At 36.9% G+C, this 18,413-nt stretch carries 14 protein-coding genes; 8 read left to right on the forward strand and 6 right to left on the reverse strand.

Annotated elements, in window-relative coordinates; all coding sequences use genetic code 11:
* Positions 1–149 precede the first annotated feature (149 nt).
* The 3 genes from AC07XU_RS09425 to AC07XU_RS09435 all read right to left on the reverse strand — a co-directional run bounded on the left by AC07XU_RS09425 (position 150) and on the right by AC07XU_RS09435 (position 2,795).
* Entirely contained in the window at positions 150–530 is a 381-nt protein-coding gene (locus AC07XU_RS09425; RefSeq protein ID WP_494943393.1) for a response regulator, read from the reverse strand.
* A gap of 9 nt (positions 531–539) precedes the next feature.
* Positions 540–2,054: a PAS domain-containing sensor histidine kinase gene (locus AC07XU_RS09430; protein WP_494943394.1), complete on the reverse strand. Its 1,515-nt coding sequence runs from the start codon at positions 2,052–2,054 to the stop codon at positions 540–542.
* Positions 2,055–2,282: 228 nt separating this feature from the next.
* Entirely contained in the window at positions 2,283–2,795 is a 513-nt protein-coding gene (locus AC07XU_RS09435) for a YciE/YciF ferroxidase family protein (protein ID WP_494943395.1), read from the reverse strand.
* A gap of 205 nt (positions 2,796–3,000) precedes the next feature.
* Between AC07XU_RS09435 and AC07XU_RS09440 the strand changes: the two genes are divergently transcribed.
* The 3 genes from AC07XU_RS09440 (at position 3,001) to AC07XU_RS09450 (ending at position 7,331) form a co-directional block, all read left to right on the forward strand.
* The gene (locus AC07XU_RS09440) at positions 3,001–4,008 is read left to right on the forward strand and encodes an SDR family oxidoreductase (RefSeq protein ID WP_494943396.1); all 1,008 of its coding nucleotides are present in this window, start codon (positions 3,001–3,003) and stop codon (positions 4,006–4,008) included.
* A 29-nt stretch (positions 4,009–4,037) separates the two neighbouring features.
* Positions 4,038–4,841 (forward strand): SDR family NAD(P)-dependent oxidoreductase, encoded by an 804-nt coding sequence (locus AC07XU_RS09445; RefSeq protein ID WP_494943397.1) that lies wholly within the window; start codon positions 4,038–4,040, stop codon positions 4,839–4,841.
* Between the two features lie 375 nt (positions 4,842–5,216).
* Complete coding sequence (locus tag AC07XU_RS09450) at positions 5,217–7,331, forward strand: PAS domain-containing protein (RefSeq protein WP_494943398.1); 2,115 nt, start codon at positions 5,217–5,219, stop codon at positions 7,329–7,331.
* Between the two features lie 25 nt (positions 7,332–7,356).
* Here AC07XU_RS09450 and AC07XU_RS09455 read toward each other — a convergent pair whose 3' ends face one another.
* Positions 7,357–8,052, reverse strand: coding sequence for a DUF1826 domain-containing protein (locus AC07XU_RS09455; protein WP_494943399.1), 696 nt, complete (start codon positions 8,050–8,052; stop codon positions 7,357–7,359).
* A gap of 275 nt (positions 8,053–8,327) precedes the next feature.
* Here AC07XU_RS09455 and AC07XU_RS09460 point away from each other — a divergent pair, with 275 nt between their 5' ends.
* From AC07XU_RS09460 to AC07XU_RS09470, 3 genes are all read left to right on the forward strand, one after another.
* Positions 8,328–11,489: a chemotaxis protein CheB gene (locus AC07XU_RS09460; RefSeq protein WP_494943400.1), complete on the forward strand. Its 3,162-nt coding sequence runs from the start codon at positions 8,328–8,330 to the stop codon at positions 11,487–11,489.
* 698 nt (positions 11,490–12,187) lie between these two features.
* The gene (locus tag AC07XU_RS09465) at positions 12,188–13,273 is read left to right on the forward strand and encodes a Gfo/Idh/MocA family protein (protein ID WP_494943401.1); all 1,086 of its coding nucleotides are present in this window, start codon (positions 12,188–12,190) and stop codon (positions 13,271–13,273) included.
* Between the two features lie 95 nt (positions 13,274–13,368).
* Complete coding sequence (locus AC07XU_RS09470) at positions 13,369–14,019, forward strand: competence protein CoiA family protein (RefSeq protein ID WP_494943402.1); 651 nt, start codon at positions 13,369–13,371, stop codon at positions 14,017–14,019.
* Here the strand turns inward: AC07XU_RS09470 and AC07XU_RS09475 are convergent.
* Both AC07XU_RS09475 and AC07XU_RS09480 read right to left on the reverse strand, forming a co-directional pair.
* Positions 14,006–14,476 carry a hypothetical protein gene (locus AC07XU_RS09475; RefSeq protein WP_494943403.1) on the reverse strand — a complete coding sequence of 157 codons (471 nt, stop codon included), beginning with the start codon at positions 14,474–14,476 and terminating at the stop codon, positions 14,006–14,008. The genes AC07XU_RS09470 and AC07XU_RS09475 overlap by 14 nt on opposite strands.
* 131 nt (positions 14,477–14,607) lie before the next feature.
* The gene (locus tag AC07XU_RS09480) at positions 14,608–15,321 is read right to left on the reverse strand and encodes a DUF3891 family protein (RefSeq protein ID WP_494943404.1); all 714 of its coding nucleotides are present in this window, start codon (positions 15,319–15,321) and stop codon (positions 14,608–14,610) included.
* A gap of 413 nt (positions 15,322–15,734) precedes the next feature.
* Here AC07XU_RS09480 and AC07XU_RS09485 point away from each other — a divergent pair, with 413 nt between their 5' ends.
* Both AC07XU_RS09485 and AC07XU_RS09490 read left to right on the forward strand, forming a co-directional pair.
* Positions 15,735–16,715, forward strand: coding sequence for a glycerophosphodiester phosphodiesterase family protein (locus tag AC07XU_RS09485; RefSeq protein WP_494943405.1), 981 nt, complete (start codon positions 15,735–15,737; stop codon positions 16,713–16,715).
* 377 nt (positions 16,716–17,092) lie between these two features.
* Positions 17,093–18,409 (forward strand): ATP-binding protein, encoded by a 1,317-nt coding sequence (locus AC07XU_RS09490; RefSeq protein ID WP_494943406.1) that lies wholly within the window; start codon positions 17,093–17,095, stop codon positions 18,407–18,409.
* Positions 18,410–18,413: the final 4 nt, after the last annotated feature.

An 18,413-nucleotide genomic window follows, 5' to 3' on the forward strand; every position in this document is an offset into this window, starting at 1 on the left:
TTATTGCCAGTCTGAGCGTAGTCAAAGACCAGCTAACGATGTTCTGTAATTAAGATTTAGAATTTAGGTTTTGGTATTTTGAGCCCTATAACAATTGATCAATACAACAATTAACAAAATAATTTTATACCCCCCTAAACCCACAAAATCTACCTCAAAACCGGATAAGTTTCTATCAAATCATCGATGTTAGCAAGTAAAATCTCAATGTCAAAAGGTTTTTCTAAATATCCATCAGCACCTGCAGCTTTAGCGATAACTTTACCATCGGTGCTAGCAGAATACATCAATACTGGTATTTTAGACATATTTTGATCAGTCTTTAGTGATTTTAAAATTTGATCACCCGATATTACCGGCATCCATATGTCTAACAAAATTAAATCCGGAATTTCTTGCTCTATTTTTCTTAAAGCATTTACACTTTTTGGTTCGATAATTACTTGGTAACCTTCGTCTTCCAGTATTAACTCTAACATTTCTAGTATGCCTTGATCATCATCGCATACCAATATTTTTTTGTCTTTCATTTAATGCTTTTATCTGTTAACAGGAAGTGTGAAACTAAATACTGAGCCTTTTTGCTTTTCGCTCTCTACCCAGATGGTACCACCGTGATTAGTGATAATTTGTTGGCAAATGTATAAGCCAATCCCCATACCTGGAAAATGACGCTGTACTTCACCAACTCGATAAAAACGATCGAATATTTTACTCTGCTCATCATGACCTATACCCATTCCTTGATCAGTTATTGATACTTTGATGAAATCGCTGATCGAATTCACTTGCACAGTTACTGTTGAGTCTTCTGGCGAATATTTTAATGCATTACTAAGTAAATTTGAAACTACCTGCACCAAATGAGATTCGTCTCCATTATAGATAATGCCAGTTTTGCCAATTAACTCTATTTTGCGTTTAGGTGTGGCTGCCTTAATTCCTTCAATAGTTTCTGCCAACATTTTATCAAAGTCAAAAGGCTCACGGTGTAACTCAATATTACCGGTCTGTATTCGTGAAACATCCAATAGCTCAGCCAATAATTGATTTAAACGATGCACATACTTTCCAGTTTTATCAACTATGTTTTTGAATTTATCGCTGGCATTTTCGGGCATTAACCTTTCCATCATCTGCATGTAACCAACAATAGTTGTTAGTGGAGTTTTTAACTCGTGGCTTGCAATAGAAAGAAAATCATCTTTTCTTTGCTGTATTGCCCTTCGATCGGTAATATCCTCAATGGCCAACAAAATCCAATCTTTATATTGTCCTTCTAACTCTATACGGTGCGCATTAAGGAGCATTAATTTTTTGCCAATGTGCGGAAAATCATGTTCAACTTCATAATCTAGCACTGGATTATTGGTTGGCAAAATTTCTTCCATCATTACTTTAAGTTCTGGAATATTCCATTGCCCATTACCTAAATCGTAAAGTATTTTACCTTTAGTTTCGTTAATAGAAACTTTAAATGTATTTAAGAAGTGATTATTGGCACTTAAGATTTTGTAATCTTTATCCATTACCAACAAACTCTCTCTTATGGTTTCTACAATACTTTTGAGGTATTCCTGACTTTCCCTTAGCATTCGGGTACGGTCTTCCACCTTTTTCTCCATATCAGCTTGGCTCATTTCTAGGTCAAGCTGTGATTTTTTTCTAGCGGTAACGTCATTTTGAATGCCAATAAAATTGGTAACATCTCCATTGTTATCTTTTACGGGAGAGATGTAAAGTTCATTCCAAAACAATTTACCAGTTTTGGTATAGTTCCTTATTTCTACTATACAGTTTTCGCCATTAGCAATGGCACTTGCAATCTCAGCACGTTGCACTTGCCCTCTATCTTTACCTTGTAAAAATCTACAGTTATGTCCAATAATTTCTTCTCTTGTATATCCAGATATATTCTCAAATGCTGGGTTACAATAAATAATTGGGTTATCAGACAACAAATTGTCGGTAATTACAATACCAGTATTGGTAGCGTCTAATACCTTTGCAAGTATATCTATATTGATTTTTTTACCAGTTTGCGTATAATCCATGATAAATATTTAATTCGTAATAAAAAAATATTAGAACATAAACGTTTGTAATTAGGTTTAAGTTTGCCCGCGAAAATAATAAATCTAAATATTTACTTCAAATTAACTTATTTGATTAAAAAACATCCACAATAGCTCGCATATTCATTAAATTATACGCTTAAAGATCATCATAAAAGCAAAAAAAAGCGCTTTAAATTAAAGCGCCTTTCTTTTGTTTAAGGTTAATTAAGAAGCAACATTCACTTCCGACATTGCAATTTCGGTTAGTTTAACATCAGTGTCTTTCTCTTCATCTAAAGTAGCTTGCAACAACTCTTGGGCTTCTGTATGCTCCATTAGTGTTGCATAAGTAACCAAACAGCCATAACTAGCAATTTCGTAATGCTCTACCTTTTGAGCTGCAGAAATTAGAGCAGCATCTAAAACTGGTCCTTCATCAAAGCTCTCTATCAATTCATCCGCTTCTTCTAATAGACCTTCCATCGCTTTGCACTTTTTAGCTCTAGCAGTTAGTCCAATAGAAGTGAATACTTGTTTTAAACGCTCAATTTGCTGCTCTGTTTGTTTGTAATGCTCATCAAATGCCATTTTTAAGGTTTCGTTAGTTGCACTTTGAGAAACTTTTTTCAGACCTTTTAGTAGCTGTTTTTCTGCGCCTAAAATGTCTCTTAATTCATCAACAAATAATTCGTGTAAATGCGCATTGGGCATATCCACTTTGTTTTTTTGAGTTGCCATGTTTTTTGTTTTTATAGGTTAAATGATTGTTATAACTAAGCAACGCTCGCTACTCACTTTAGTTTTCGTTATTATTTGTATTTGTCTTTTATTTTAAAATTTGGTATGAAATCAAATTCAACAATTATTTTATACAACTCACTTGTTTCAACTTTTATAAACCAAAACGCAAGGGTGGTGTTGTTTTTTTAAATACAAAATCCCTATGAAAAAAGATGAAAAGATTTCACGCAGAACGGCCCTTACCGGAATGGGTGCTGGCTTAGCAATTGCTGCTGTTTCTCCAGTATTCGGCGCCAATGGTTTTTCAATTCCGGCAATGGATGTCAATTTACCGTTAGAAGATCCGACAAGTAAATATCCTAAACCACCTTTTAAAAAACAATTACAACCTTGGCCGGGGCTAGCCTCAAAAATGGAGCCCGTTCCAGATCATGGAGAAAAAAGCTATAAAGGTTCTGGTAGATTAATGGGCCGAAAAGCATTGATAACTGGAGGAGACTCTGGCATGGGCAGAGCTTGTGCAATCGCATATGCAAGAGAAGGTGCAGATGTTGCCATTAATTACTTGCCGGCTGAAGAAGCAGATGCTAAAGAAGTAATTGATTTGATTAAAGCGGCTGGGAGAAAAGCAGTAGCTATACCAGGTGATCTTACCAATGAAGCTTTTTGTAGTAAACTGGTAAATGATGCTGTTGCCGCATTAGGCGGATTGGATATTTTGGTGAATAATGCTGCCAGACAACAGACAAAAGCTAGTGTAATGGATATCAGCTCTGCTGATTTTGATGCTACCATGAAAACAAATGTATACGCTCCATTTTGGACCATAAAAGCCGCATTGCCCCATCTTAAACCTGGTTCATCAATTATTGGAACCACTTCTGTACAAGCTACTGATCCATCACCAGATTTGTTTGATTATGCCATTACAAAAGCAGCTACCACAAATTATGTGAAATCTTTAGCCAAACAGTTAGGTCCAAAAGGGATTAGAGTTAACGGCGTTGCACCTGGTCCAATCTGGACACCTTTACAAGTGAGTGGGGGAGCTACCCAAGAAAAATTGGTTTCTTTTGGAGGTTCAACTCCTTTAGGTCGCCCAGGACAACCTGTAGAATTGGCTTCCATTTATGTACAGTTGGCGGCTAATGATGCAAGTTTCTCTACCGGACAAATTTATGGCGCAGCCGGTGGCGATGGACAGCCTTAATTTTACCTATTCACATAAAAACAAAAACTATGAAAAACAATGAACAATTTGCCCTAATTACCGGTGCAACAAGCGGAATTGGATTAGAGCTTGCTAAAATATTTGCCAAAAATGGCTATAACATGGTAATAGTTGCAAGAACCGAAAGTGAACTAAGAGCCACCGCCAAATTATTAGAAAGCAAGGGATCACCAAAAGTTATTCCAATAGCTACCGATCTTTTTGAACCAAATGCTGCAGCAGATCTTTATGACATGGTTGCTGCGATGGGCATTAAAGTTGATATTTTAGTAAATGATGCCGGGCAAGGTGCTTATGGTAAATTTGTAGATAACGACCTTAATGATGAATTGAAAATAATCCAGCTAAATGTTTCCTCTTTGGTAGTGCTTACCAAACTTTATTTAAAAGAAATGGTGGGCAGAGGGAGTGGTAAAATCCTTAATGTGGCTTCTATTGCGGGTAAAACGCCTGGCCCATGGCAAGCCGTTTACCATGGTACAAAAGCGTTCGTTCATTCTTTTAACGAAGCTGTTAATCATGAGATTAAAGATACTGGTGTAACCTTAACCTCACTATTGCCAGGCGCTACAGCTACCGACTTTTTTAATAAAGCAGGTATGGAAGCTGCTAAAGTGGTAGTAGAGGGTGATTTGGCAGATGCCAAGCAAGTAGCTAAGGATGGTTATAATGCATTAATGGAGGGGAAAGATATGGTTGTTTCAGGGTTCAAAAATAAATTAAATGTAGCCATAGGGAACGTTACGCCAGACAGTAAACAAGCCGCTTTAATGGCCGAACAACAAAAACCAGTTCATGAAGTAAAACAGTAGATTTTTTACTTCAATTGTTTTTGAGACAAGGAAGAATTACTAAGACCTGGTAATAAAGCTCATGGTAAGATAATAGACTATCGCATGTAGCCGAAATATGGATGTAAACATACAGCAATTCATCTTGGTAAGAAGCGATCAAGTTAAAGCGTGATTTGCATTAGTTAAATGCTCCAGAATAAAGGAATAACTGAAGGATAATTTTGGCAAGAATGGCAATCGAATGGTTGCCTTTCTTGCTTATAATTAATTGAATAAACTCTTTATTGGACTGATATGTAGAGTTGAACTTAACTGATAATTAAATATTTTTCTTACATTTAATTATTCACCAATAAAGTAATTTTTATTAAGTGAAATAAGCTAACCAAAATAATGACACTCTCAAAAGCAAAGCAGTTAATGCATCATTCTGCGGTAAGTTCTCAATCTCAAAATGAGATTTTTGCCGGTACAATTATGTTTAGTGAATTTGGTGATATTATTTATCATTCAGATAATTTCCCTCTTATAGATGATATAAATCTAGGCTCAAAACACTTGCTCCAAAAAAAAATTGCTAAGTCTGTTAGGTCTAGTATCAAAAAAATACTAACTGAGGATAGACTTATTGTAAACCAAAATTTATCCATTCCGCTCACAATAATCACCGGTTATAAATTATTGTTAAAATGCAAAATTAATAATAGGTTAAATGAGAAGAGTGGAAATGTTATCATTGTTAGTTATCAACTTTTCGATGATTTTTCTCCTACTGAAAACATTCGCCATATACCATTTAGTTGGGTGAAAGTACTCGAATCTGTAATCACAAAAATAAAAGATGGAGTAATTCTGATTGAGGCTAATTCAGGAGAGCCTGACCATACCAAAATTGTGTTTGTAAATAAATCTTTCGAAAATATTAGTGGATATCAATCAAAGGAAGTATTAGGAAGATCAAGTGGGTTTTTAAAGTCGGTGTTCTATAATCAACAACAATTACAAACTATAAAAAATACAATCAAAAAACATAAGGCTTTTGAAATTACTTTAACCATTATCAGAAAAGATAATTTACTTTACCATTTAGATTGCTCTTTTACACCGTTAACTAATGAAATTGGCGCTCACACACATTGGATAGCTATTATTAAAGACATCACCGAGAAGAAACATCTGGAGGATGTTTGGGAAAAAGCATCTAACCTATCTGGCATAGGAAGCTGGTCATACGAAATGGATAATCAGCAAATTTACTGGTCTGAAACAGCAAAGCAGATTTACGAAGTTGAAGCTAATTTTGAGCCAACTTTAGCTAACACCGCACCATTTTTAAAATTCACTAGAGGCAATAAAGATATTCTTAAACAAATTGGCAATTCATTTACAAAAGCTAAGCCTTTTGATATAGAAATTGAGATTTTAACCGCAAGAAATAATAAAAAATGGATAAGAATAATTGGCGAACCAGAATTTGTTAAAGGAGAATGTAAAAGAATAACAGGCAGTTTTAAAGACATTCAAGCAGTAAAAAAAGCTGAACTGCTTGCTGAAAAGATTACGAAAGAAAGAAATGAAATTCTGGAGAGTATTGGCGATGGTTTTTTTGCAGTAAACAAACAGTGGAAGATTATATTTTGGAATAGCAAAGCAGCTCAAGAACTGAAAAGGAAAAAAGAAGAGCTAATGAATCAAAATCTTTGGGATGTTTTTTCTGAAGCTGTAGGATCCTATTCCTACAATCAGTACCACCTTGCGATGAAGACTAAAAGACCGATTCATTTTGAGACCTTTGCACAATCAACTCAAGTATGGTATGATATCAGCGCTTATCCATCAGCAAACGGACTGAGTGTTTATTTTAAAAACATTACGGTTCAAAAGCTAGATCAGCTTAAAATTATTGCTTCTGAAAAAAGATATAGCGACCTATTCCAGTTAAGCCCATTGCCAAAGTGGGTTTTCGATCTAAAAACTTTCCGTTTTTTAGATGTTAATGAAGCTGCAATTAAACATTATGGCTATTCACAAAAAGAATTTCTGGAAATGAATATTTTCGATATTAGGCCATTGGATGAGCAAGAGCGCTTAAAACAAGTGCTTCAAAATAGTAGACTTCAGCAAAATTTTATTTTTCAAGGACTATTTACACATCAAAAGAAAAATAAGGAATTGATCCGTGTTAGCATTCAGAGTGCAATGATTGATTTTAAAGGGCATAATGCAAAACTTATTATAGCAAATGATATTACCGAACAAGAGAAATATGTACAGGCTATTGAGCAACAGAATGAAAAGTTGAAGGAAGTAGCATGGATACAATCTCATGTTTTTAGGGCGCCATTATCTAAAATAATGGGATTGATAGAAATCCTTAAATCTTCAGATGAGCAGGAAAGAGCCTTGGCTATCAATTACATTCATGAGGCGGCATCGCAATTAGATCAAGCCATTAAGGAAATCACAAACAGATCCAAGACTAATTCATTAAACACTAAAAATTTATAAATCCTCTATTTAAGTTAAATCAAAATCAACAAATCAGAAGTAGCCTATACTCACCTTCTTTTTCTTTAGGAGCCCGATGTACACAAGGCAAAACCTCTTGTTTAGGATGATCTACTGCTAATTTCCATAAATTACCTTTGCCTAAATTAATAGGTGTGGCATAAGGTTTTGGTTGATAATGAAGATCAAAAAAGTAGGCTGCTAAAAAGTCTTCAAATGAGCCTTCGGTATCATCATATAAATCAATTAGCTTTTCACGAATTTCTGGGATCAAAATTTTTTGGTCGGCCTGGTTATTGGGTAAAATCTCACTTGCTGCCCCATAATAGGTGCACAAAAACGTATCTGTAGGAATAGGCGATCTATCAACATGAAAAGAATAAACATCTGTAGCAATGAAAGCTAACTCCTCATCTCGTTGGTAGTTTTTAATTAAGTTAAGCGATGGCGATGAACCGTAATCTGTTAGCAATTTTAAATCATTTAATATAATTTCCCTGGCTGATGCACCTTGAGTTGATAATTTGAGTGCTAAGAGTTCGTTAACGGTAATGTCAGTAACATCTTCTTTAAACTGAAGCTGCGCAACAATTTCCTTAAAATCTCCTTCGAGATTTCTGTGCCAACAAATTGCATTTCTTTCACCCTCAAATGCTGTATGTATGAGTTCATCAAAAGTATTAACCGTTATATGCGTGTGATCTGAAATTTCGTTGTTCATATTTTGCTCAAACAATTTAGCAAATCTATTTAGATAATTTTATTCAAAGCGCATTTTTGTGAGTATACATGAGTTAAGCGATTAGGTTTAATGGTTTGGTATGAGGTCCTATACTATTAGCCAACAAAATGGTATAAACCCATAAGCTTTTTATTTATTAACTGCTTTAACAAGTTTATGAATTAAAAAGGCTATTGTCAATTAATTATACATATATTCAACAATTCCCCACTCATCTCAGTATTTTTTGCTGCTCATCTTCTCAACCCTATCTCATGTTAAGCCAAAAACCAAGTTACATTATTGCCATAGGTGCATCTGCGGGTGGTATGGAAGAAATTAATATTTTTTTTGATAATACTCCTTTAGATGGAGTTGCTTACGTAATTGTACAGCATTTGTCGCCAGATTTTAAAAGTAGAATGGTAGAGTTACTTGCCAAACACAGCGACTTAGAAATTAGAGAGGCAAAAGAGGGAGATGAACTTAGAAAAAATATAGTTTACCTCATCCCAAATGATAAGTTTATGACTGTGGATGATGGAGTGTTATACCTAACGGCAAAAGGAAAACTAAAGGGGCCACATCTTACCATCAATACCTTTTTTAATTCTTTAGCAATTAGTTGTGGCAATAGAGCGGTTGGTGTGGTATTGTCTGGTTTAGGCTCTGATGGTACAGAAGGCGTAATGGCTATTCATGAAGGTGGAGGCGTAGTCATGGTAAGAAATCCGGCAACAAGCGAATTTTCTAGTATGCCCGCACATGCAATTGCCACAGGGGTGGTAGATTTTGTTCTGGAACCTCAGGATATGCCAGCTTCAATTGCAAAATTTGTTGCAGAACGAGAAGATAGTTCACTTCATTTGAATGAACAGCAGTGTATAACAGAAATTTTGGCGCTCATTAATGAAGTATCTCCAATAGATTTTACCGATTATAAACAAACAACCATATTAAGAAGAACTAAAAAGAGGGCAGAACAAGAAAATTTTGCTTCTCTTAAACAATATCTAGCATTTTTAAAAAAATCGCCAGAGGGATTAACGCTACTTGCAGGAGATTTTCTGATTAGTGTAACAGCTTTTTTTAGAGATGCAGGTGCTTTTGCGATTATCAGTGATAAAGTAATCCCAGATTTATTAGCCAAATTATTACCCGGAGAAGAACTTAAAGTTTGGGTTGCTGGTTGTGCCACAGGAGAAGAAGCCTATTCGATGGCCATTACCATTGCCGAAAAATTAGTGTGCCCATATCAAAATGTTGTTGTTAAAATATTTGCTACCGATGTAGATAGCGACGCAATGGTTTATGCCGCCAAGGGGAGTTATACTAATGAAAAAATTAGTCAAATACCTGCTGATTACTTAACAACTTATTTTACCAAAGAGGGAGATAAATACACGGTTAAGCCGATCATCCGCAGAATGGTGATTTTCGCTAAGCATGATTTAGTTAAAAATCCACCCTACTGTAATATGCATCTTGTTTGTTGCAGAAATCTATTGATTTACCTTATGCCCATTTTGCAAAAGAAAGTATTTGCCATGCTACATTTTGGATTAAAGTTACAAGGTTATCTTTTTTTAGGCTCAAGCGAAAATCCAACATCCATATTAAGCAATTTAGAAGTTATTGACAAACGCTATAAAATCTTTAAAAATACCAAAGGCAAACGTTCACTTAATTACGATGCCTTTTCGCTGCCAGAAATGCCTTTAGTGAGAAATGATAGCACCCCATTTAGCAGCAATGCCCAACAAACCTCATCGCAACATTTTAGCGATTTGATGGCCAATACATTGCTTTTAGAAACCGATAGCCTTTGTCTTTTTATCGACTCCAATAACCAAGTCATTAAATCTTATGGTGATACTTCTAAATTTTTACTTCAAGAGAATTTTAATAATGATTTAAACTCATTGTTGCCAGCATCTTTAGGTATTGCGCTTCAGGTGTCATCCGCAAAGGTTTTACGTACCAATAAAAAAGAAATTGTATCAAATATTCCCATACAAATTGATAAAACAAAGCTAAATGTAAACCTCACAGTTGCTCCAATATCCAATAAAAATGGTTCCGGAGAATTACTCATGTTGTTGCTCAAAGAATCGGAAAAACCTATTGATAGTAATACAGCATTGTTTGATGGACAAACCTATCTTGATCAGTACACACAGGATCTAGAATTTGAGGTTAAATCGTTAAAAAACAAACACAATGTATTGGTAGAGCAATTAGATGCATCAAACGAAAATATGCAATCTTTTAATGAAGAGCTGGTTTCTGCCAATGAAGAGATGCAAAGTACCAATGAAGAAATGCAATCTGTTAATGAAGAATTACATACCATCAATTCAGATTATCAGCTTAAAAACCGCGAATTAATGGAGCTCAACGATGATCTTAACAATTATTTTAGGAGTAATGTTAATGGTCAACTCTTCATAAACGGCGAAATGCAGCTCATGAAATTTTCTTTAGCGGCAGTAAAGCTTATGAATTTACGCGATTCGGATATTGGCAGGCCGATAAGTCATATTTCTACCAATATCAAGTTTCATAGTATTTTGCCCGATATCAAAGAAGTAATGAAAAATGGAAACATTGTTTCGCAAGAAATTCAGACTACTGAAGGTAAATGGTACCAAATGATGATTATGCCATACCTGCACCAGCAAAGCAACCAGCCCGATGGTGCAATCATCACCTTTGGAGATATTACCGCTTTAAAAGATGTTCAACTTGAATTGGATAGGAAAAATCAGAGTTTATTGCGCATTAATGAAGACTTAGACAATTTTATAAATACGGCTTCGCATGATTTATTGGCTCCCTTAGGTAACATAGAAACTAGCATAAATGTAATGAACCATATAGCCTTATCGGATGAAAAACTTATAGATGTACTTAATCTCATCAATAGGTCTATTAAAACTTACAGGCAATTGATTACCGATATTTCTGTGATCGCAAAAGTTGAAAGCGAAACCAGTCACATGGAAATGGTTAATATCGAAGAAATTATAGAAAATATAGAATGGAGTTTGCAAGATAAAATTCAACTATCTGGGGCAAAAATTAAATGCAATTTACCCATCAATCAAATCAATTTTTCTAAAAAAAATTTACGGAGCATTCTTTTTAATCTCATTGCCAATGCCATCAAATTTAAGGGTGATGAATTGCCGATTGTAGAAATTGTATCTGCAGAAGTTGATGGTATAACTACGCTAGTTATTGTAGATAATGGTAAAGGAATGAGTGAAAAAGACTTGGGCAAAATTTTTCAGATGTACGGAAGGTTGCATCAAGATATTGAAGGCAGTGGTATTGGTTTATACCTAGCCAAAAAAATTATCAATGCTACCGGCGGCAGATTATCAGTAGAAAGTGTTTTAGGAAAAGGAACCACATTTACTATTTATTTCGCTTAGTGGGGCAGTGTTTAACCTCACCCTATTAAAGTTGGTAGTGGAATGCAGGTTATTCGGTTCCCTCTCCTTGAAGAGTTGGATTGAGGGTGTGTAGGTAAAAGTGTTTGGCGTTTACCTGATCTAGTAAACTTATCATTGGCTCACCTAATATCTATCCAATTCACAAATTTTTCAACTCAACACCTTCACCAATTAGCCATAGCCAAATACATCGATTTACTGGGTTCCGTTAGTTAACTAAAAAGAAAACTTAATAAACAAATTATTGGAGTTATTTGACGTTCATATTTACGTATAACAGGCATTTTAATGCAAATAAGAACGTTTTTAACTTTTGACCAAAAATTGTTACTATACTTCAACAATACTTCATCTATACTTGATCTATACTTGATCTATACTTGATCCCTACTTGAGCTATGCTTAAGCTGTAAAGTATGCTGTAATATTTAATTAAAGGTTAAGATGTGGTGATGAAAATTCATTTTGTTAGCGAGGTAGAGGAGCTTGAATGATAAAGTTGGTGTTCATAGGTTTTATGGGCTAGCATTATAAGGAAGTTTTAAACACTAAATACTAATCTCCACAATCTCAAATTCCCAACTCTCAACTCCCATCTTTAACCCTTACTAACAATTAATAAAAACAATATTTCTTTCCAAGAGTTAGTCTTATGGCAATTAAAACATTGTTTATTTATGAAAAAATATAGGGTTGGAATTATTGGCTACGGTGGGTTTGGAAAGTTTCTTCAGCAATGGTGGGAAAAGATGGATCAGGTAAGTGTGGTAGCTATTGCAGATTCTAAAGTAGAGTTGCATGAAGTGGCAGGTTGCAAGATTTATCGCCATTGGGAGGAGCTGGTGGCATCAGATCAGGTGGATATTGTGAGCATCGTAACCCCGCCATCGGTTCATGCTGAGATTGCTATCGCGGCCATGAATGCTGGCAAACACGTGATGTTAGAGAAACCTGTTGCCATCTCTCTTGAGCAATCAGATGCCATTTTAAAGACACACCAGCAGACAGGTATGCGTATCATGGTCAACCATATGTTGCGCTATAATCCAATTCTAAAGGAAATAGCCAAGTTGAGTTTAGGCGGAAGCTTAGGAGAATTAAGACAGGCAGAGGTTTCCAACTATGCACAAGACAGCTCACTACCGCCCGACCATTGGTTTTGGAACAGGGATTTTTCTGGCGGGATAATGGTAGAGCATGGTGTTCATTTTTTTGATGTGATCAATTCTCTAACCACTCAGCAGGTGCTTAGGGTAAATGGGGTTTCGAGTTGGAGAAATCAAGCGCAACAAGATCAGGTTTCGGCCACTGTGCAATATGATGGTGGGCTAATTGCGCAACATTACCATAGCTTTTCTGGACCAGACTTTTTTGAACAGACTACCATTAGGCTCCAATTTGATTTGGCAAGAGTGGAGATTAATGGCTGGATCCCGATGTCGGGAAGCGTGACAGCAATGGTTGAGGGCTCGAGTGGCGACCTCTTCAATGCACTACCCGAATGGAAGTTAGCTAATGTTAAAGCGCTCGAGCATGGTGATCGTGAAAAAGGGATTTCTGCTGCGGGGATTAGTTATCCTGTAGACCATATGCTAACTGGGAATTTTAAACTCTCGGCAACTAAAAGTGATATTTATGGAAAGTGTGTGCAGGATATTCTCGCTGATTTGATTTGTTTGATAGAAGATCCAAGTTATAGTCCACGGGTAACTATTCAGGATGCTGTTGCGAGTTTAACCACAGCCCTGAAGGCTTCGGAATAGTAAGCCTTTAATTGCAATTTTTTCTTAAACATGTTTAAAACTTGTAGCTGTTAGGCTATAATTTTTAGGATATTTGTGGCGTTTATTGGATGGATATGTTTTTTGGCGAATTACAGGAAGTTGATGTTGAACAAGCTGCGGCGATAGAAAAAAGATATGGGGAAACCGATTGGCATAGGGATTGGAAAACGGCCTTTCCATTGGAGTTTAGGGAACGGACATTTCTAAGTAAAACCGAGGGTTATTGCCATAGGGCCGATGTTTTTACTCCATGCGGAACTGCCATTGAATTTCAAAATTCACCGATTTCTGTTGCTGAATTGGCTAGTCGGGAGGCTTTTTATCCTAAAATGATTTGGGTAGTAAACGGTCACAAGTTTAAAGGTTTTAGGGTGCTAAAAAATTTACCTTTAATGGATGATCCAGCCATTGCTGATTTTGATTTTAGTCATACCGCTAACTTAACTATGGTACGCAAAAAGGAGTTGATTGCTGGAGTAGAAAAGCCCAAGGTATTAACTTTTCACCATCCTGAGCTCAGGGATATCAAAAGAACTGGGCATCTGTATTCCTTTAGGTGGTTAAATCCTCATCGGGTTTGGTATCAGGCCAAGTTTCCAATTGTGATAGACTTGGGAGGCTATTTTTTATATGAATTGAGACATCGGCCACAGCTAAATGGCAGCTATCCTTACCTGTGCATGGTACCAAGGAAGAACTTTATTGAGCAATTTACCGTTGGATAATTTTTTTTGTCCCACTCGATTTCTTTTTAGCTGCCGTACTTTTTTTCTTTCTGGCATTTTTAATTCGGTAATTCAAAAGGTACAGTCTCGTTTCCCATTTTTCCACTATCGGATGCTCGGCCTTTGGCAGTCCATTTTCTTCTAGCATACCTAATACCTTGGCTAAAGCTCTCGAACTTTCTGCCTTTTGCTGGTGATTTTTTAACCAATTTTCATGCTGATCAGCTATGCTTTTTTGATATTGGTTAATCGCGGTTTTGATGAGTTTTACTTCTTGCGCCTTCGATTTTAATTTTCGGTAGAGAATTAGCTGCCTGTTCCAAGCCTTAATGTTCGATGGATCACTCACAACAGCCCTTTGGTAATATTTAAGCGCAGCATCAGAGTTGCCAGCTTGTTCACTTGCTAATGCCTTGGTATAATGCTGCTTAGAGATGATGCTTTTTTTTCGAGCCATATTGTTTCATCAACAAGCCTAGTAAGGATAATGTTTTACACGGAGCATGGGGAAGAGGTAATTCGCTTACCTATTTTAACCGTATTTAACGATGGTAATAACATCAAGTTTAGCTCAAGTCAGCAGCAATCTCATTTGTTGGCAAGTTTCCATTTTACCATTTGTATTGGGCATGATTTTAACATCTTTCGGAATTGATCATCACTACTAAACTTCAGCTGATTGATGATTCTAGTTTCCATTAGCACTTCGAAGTTTGCTGTTGCAAAAGGCCAAGGTTCTACAATAATTCGGTTTTGGTTCTGGTATAGGGTATATGAAGTGCCATCTGGCCCACAGCTAATTTCTAGTCGGCGGCCTTCTGGTGGAATTAAAGATTGGCAGATCAATAGGGAAAAAGCATCACAAAATTCAAGGAGTTCGTAGGCCTGATCGAGCTCTTTTTTCTTAACCTCAGCCTCTTTGAGCCAAATAACTTCCTGCTGCTTTAAGTCTGCAATAAATGAAGCGGCTAGGGGATCATCACCATGGGTAAATCTAATGTGCCGATTAATCAGTAAAGCAATAAAGCGACTTTTGGTGAGCGCCATGTCCATCAACCGTTGAGCAGCGTCAAGTTCAAAACTAGTTTCTTTAAAATTGATCGGTGCACCATTGGGGTCTATCAGCGGGTTCCGCTCAAATTCATTAAAAACATCGTCGTGTTCTGCTGTGGCAATCAAGGTTTCTGTCCACCTCGATGGCTGATCGTTAAGTTTCCATCTTGCGCAAATCTGGCCTGCCAATAGTCCGTGGCTCCGCTGGGTAATAATTTGCCATCCCTCTGCTGTATATATGGTAATCATGTTAAGGTATTAGTGTTGGTGCTTTCCATGTAGTGAACATTGTTCAGGGTATTATGTTTAAGGAATAGTTAAGCGGTTAGCGATAGGCGTTTGACCTCACCCTATCAAAGTTGGTGGTAAGACGCGGGTTATTCGGTTCCCTCTCCTAAAAGAGAGGGATTTAGAGGTGGGTGAGTGTAACCGTTTGGACGGAATATTTGGTTGATTGTATAAAGGTCTGTTATAGTGATTTATCATAGATATTGTCAGTCTGAGCGTAGTCGAAGACCTTTAAATCTCCTTAACTCTCAACTCAGAACTCCTCAACTCACCAACTTCCCAACTCACCAACTTCCCAACTCAAAACTTAATATTCCCCTAACACAATTGCGCAATACCAGCTTTTAAATTTGGGCATTAAATTTACAGTAAGTATGAAAGCGAAATTAATTACTCTAGCCTTATTAGCATCTAATTTGGCATTTGCCCAACAAAAATTAGATGTGCAGGCACACCGAGGTGGCATGGCATTACTACCAGAAAATACCATCCCTGCGATGTTAAATGCAGTAAAGTTGGGTGCTAAAACCTTAGAGCTAGATGTAGTCATTTCCGCAGATGGCAAAGTGGTAGTTTCGCATGATACGTACATGTCGGCCGCTTTTATGAGTAAACCCGATGGTACCGAAATTGCAAAAGAAGACGAGAAAAACCATAATATTTATCAAATGGCTTACGACAGTGTTCGTCGCTACAGCATGGGAATTAAAACTCATCCTATGTTTCCAGAGCAGGTAAAGTTAAAAAGCCATAAGCCATTGTTAAGTGATTTAATTGATAGCGTAGAAGCCTATGTTAAACTAAACAATTTAAAGCCGGTTTATTACAATATCGAAACCAAATGTTCACCGCAGGGCGATGATAAGTTCCATCCTAAACCAGCTGTTTTTGTGCAAACATTAATGCAGGTCATCAATCAAAAAAATATCAAAGCCCGACTAATCATTCAATCTTTTGATGTAAGAACCTTGCAGATTTTACATCAAACCGAGCCGAGTGTAAAACTAGCGCTATTGGTGCAAGGTAAAATGAACCTTACAGCAGATCAGCTTAAAAAATACGGACTTACTGCCCAAGAGGTAGAAGCCTATTTTAAACAAATGAATGCCAAAAAGGTTGGTCTTGAAGAAGATTTAGCAAACTTAGGTTTTACGCCAGCCATTTACAGTCCGTATTACAGTGGGGTAGATGCAGCAATGGTAAAAAAAGTACACGAAAAAAATATGCTCATCCTCCCTTGGACGGCAGACAAAAAAGAAGACATGATCAATTTAAGCAATATGGGAGTGGATGGCATCATTACCAACAAACCAGATTTACTTATTGAATTGGTGGGTAATTATCAGGGTAACTAGAGAGGAAGTCAAATCTCATCATTTTTGTCAGTCTGAGCGTAGTCGAAGACCTCACCCTATCAAAGTTGGTGGTAGAACTCTGGCTATTCGGCTCCCTCTCCATAAACAGAGGGATTGAGAGGCGGGTGGGTGAAACCGTTTATTTTAAGGTTTGGGGTTTTAGGAGGGGTGTTAAACGCATATAATTTTCATAATTGTTGTCAGTCTGAGCGTAGTCGAAGACCCGTAATGCGCTTCGACTACGCTCACGTGACAGTATTTTAATAAAGTTTAACTCAAATAATTTCCAACTTCACAACTCCCAACTTCCCAACTCTCGACACTTCACTTTCTGCTGCAAACATCTTAACTTAGCCAAAACCCTATTGCTAAATTAAATGACGCTAACCAACTCAAATTTAAAAGCCTTGCATCAAGAGCTCGAATGGCTTTCTCAAGTGATCGATGTTGCTTTTGCAGGCCACTTTCAACAAGATCCCAGAAACTGGCAGGAGCTAAGTCCACCTCCAGTAGACCAAACAAGTAGCTATGGCAGTTTTGTAGATCAATATAAATTGGATAACTACAGTAGATTGGCACTAGCCTTAAGCCTTGCGCCAAATTTGAAACCACAAACGCTTGATCTATTGTATCTTCGTAACCAAAATATAGATCGACCATTTAGCGAATTTGGTGGAAATTGGAACAGTCAAGGTGGTTTTGTACCAACCCTGCAAACTTTAATCTTCATCATTACAGCAAATGATCCAATGCTCTTCCTAAAAGGATACGAACTGCTTTCTCCAGATCATGTATTGCAACAAAACGAAGTCATCAACTTTAGCGAAACCGAAAAACACGAGGCTAAAATCAATGCGCAATTCAATCTCAACCCATATTGGTTCGATCATTTTGTAACTGGCAAACCTTTAGCACATTCACTCAATCATCAATTTGGAGAGGTTTTAACAACTCCACTCAGCTGGCATGATTTGGTTTTAGACCCGCTCACCCAAGCCGCCCTCCATGAAATTACCACATGGTGCCAACACCAGCATACCATACTTAAAGATTGGGACTTGCAACAAAAACTTAAACCCGGTTACCGAGCCTTATTTCATGGTCCAACCGGAACTGGCAAAACCCTCAGCACCGCATTATTAGGTAAAGAATTAAATAAAACCGTGTACCGAATTGATGCAGCAGCGCTCAGCTCTAAATACATCGGCGAAACCGAAAAAAACCTAGCCCAGCTTTTTAAAACGGCTACCCAAAGGGATTGGATTTTATATTTCGACGAAGCCGATACCTTATTCAGCAAACCAGTCAACGCTCAATCTGCTAACGATCATCATGTTAACACAATTAACGCATCCGTTTTAAAACAGTTAGCGGACTTTGCGGGTTTAGTCATTTTAGCTACCGAACGCAAAACCAACATCGATCCTCGTTTTTATCCACTCTTCCAAAACAGCATTTATTTTCCTCCGCCCAATGCGCAACAACGCTTACAATTATGGCAAAATGCTTTTAATGGCAAACCGCAATTGGCATCCGACATCAATTTAAATACCATCGCCGAAAATCATGAATTAACAGCTGCTTCCATCTTAAATGTGCTGCAGTATTGTGCCATCACCGCCATACGCAAAAACTTAAATACGGTAAGTCTGCAAGATTTAATGGAGGGAATTACCAGAGAAAAACAAGGGTAAATTT

It is taken from the genome of Pedobacter sp. GW456-11-11-14-TSB4 (assembly GCF_059424425.1).

Coding starts and splice junctions, on each gene's coding strand:
- AC07XU_RS09425 (WP_494943393.1), bottom strand. CDS start 530: ATGAAAGACAAAAAAATATTGGTATGCGATGATGATCAAGGCATACTA.
- AC07XU_RS09430 (WP_494943394.1), bottom strand. CDS start 2,054: ATGGATTATACGCAAACTGGTAAAAAAATCAATATAGATATACTTGCA.
- AC07XU_RS09435 (WP_494943395.1), bottom strand. CDS start 2,795: ATGGCAACTCAAAAAAACAAAGTGGATATGCCCAATGCGCATTTACAC.
- AC07XU_RS09440 (WP_494943396.1), top strand. CDS start 3,001: ATGAAAAAAGATGAAAAGATTTCACGCAGAACGGCCCTTACCGGAATG.
- AC07XU_RS09445 (WP_494943397.1), top strand. CDS start 4,038: ATGAAAAACAATGAACAATTTGCCCTAATTACCGGTGCAACAAGCGGA.
- AC07XU_RS09450 (WP_494943398.1), top strand. CDS start 5,217: ATGACACTCTCAAAAGCAAAGCAGTTAATGCATCATTCTGCGGTAAGT.
- AC07XU_RS09455 (WP_494943399.1), bottom strand. CDS start 8,052: ATGAACAACGAAATTTCAGATCACACGCATATAACGGTTAATACTTTT.
- AC07XU_RS09460 (WP_494943400.1), top strand. CDS start 8,328: ATGTTAAGCCAAAAACCAAGTTACATTATTGCCATAGGTGCATCTGCG.
- AC07XU_RS09465 (WP_494943401.1), top strand. CDS start 12,188: ATGAAAAAATATAGGGTTGGAATTATTGGCTACGGTGGGTTTGGAAAG.
- AC07XU_RS09470 (WP_494943402.1), top strand. CDS start 13,369: ATGTTTTTTGGCGAATTACAGGAAGTTGATGTTGAACAAGCTGCGGCG.
- AC07XU_RS09475 (WP_494943403.1), bottom strand. CDS start 14,476: ATGGCTCGAAAAAAAAGCATCATCTCTAAGCAGCATTATACCAAGGCA.
- AC07XU_RS09480 (WP_494943404.1), bottom strand. CDS start 15,321: ATGATTACCATATATACAGCAGAGGGATGGCAAATTATTACCCAGCGG.
- AC07XU_RS09485 (WP_494943405.1), top strand. CDS start 15,735: ATGAAAGCGAAATTAATTACTCTAGCCTTATTAGCATCTAATTTGGCA.
- AC07XU_RS09490 (WP_494943406.1), top strand. CDS start 17,093: ATGACGCTAACCAACTCAAATTTAAAAGCCTTGCATCAAGAGCTCGAA.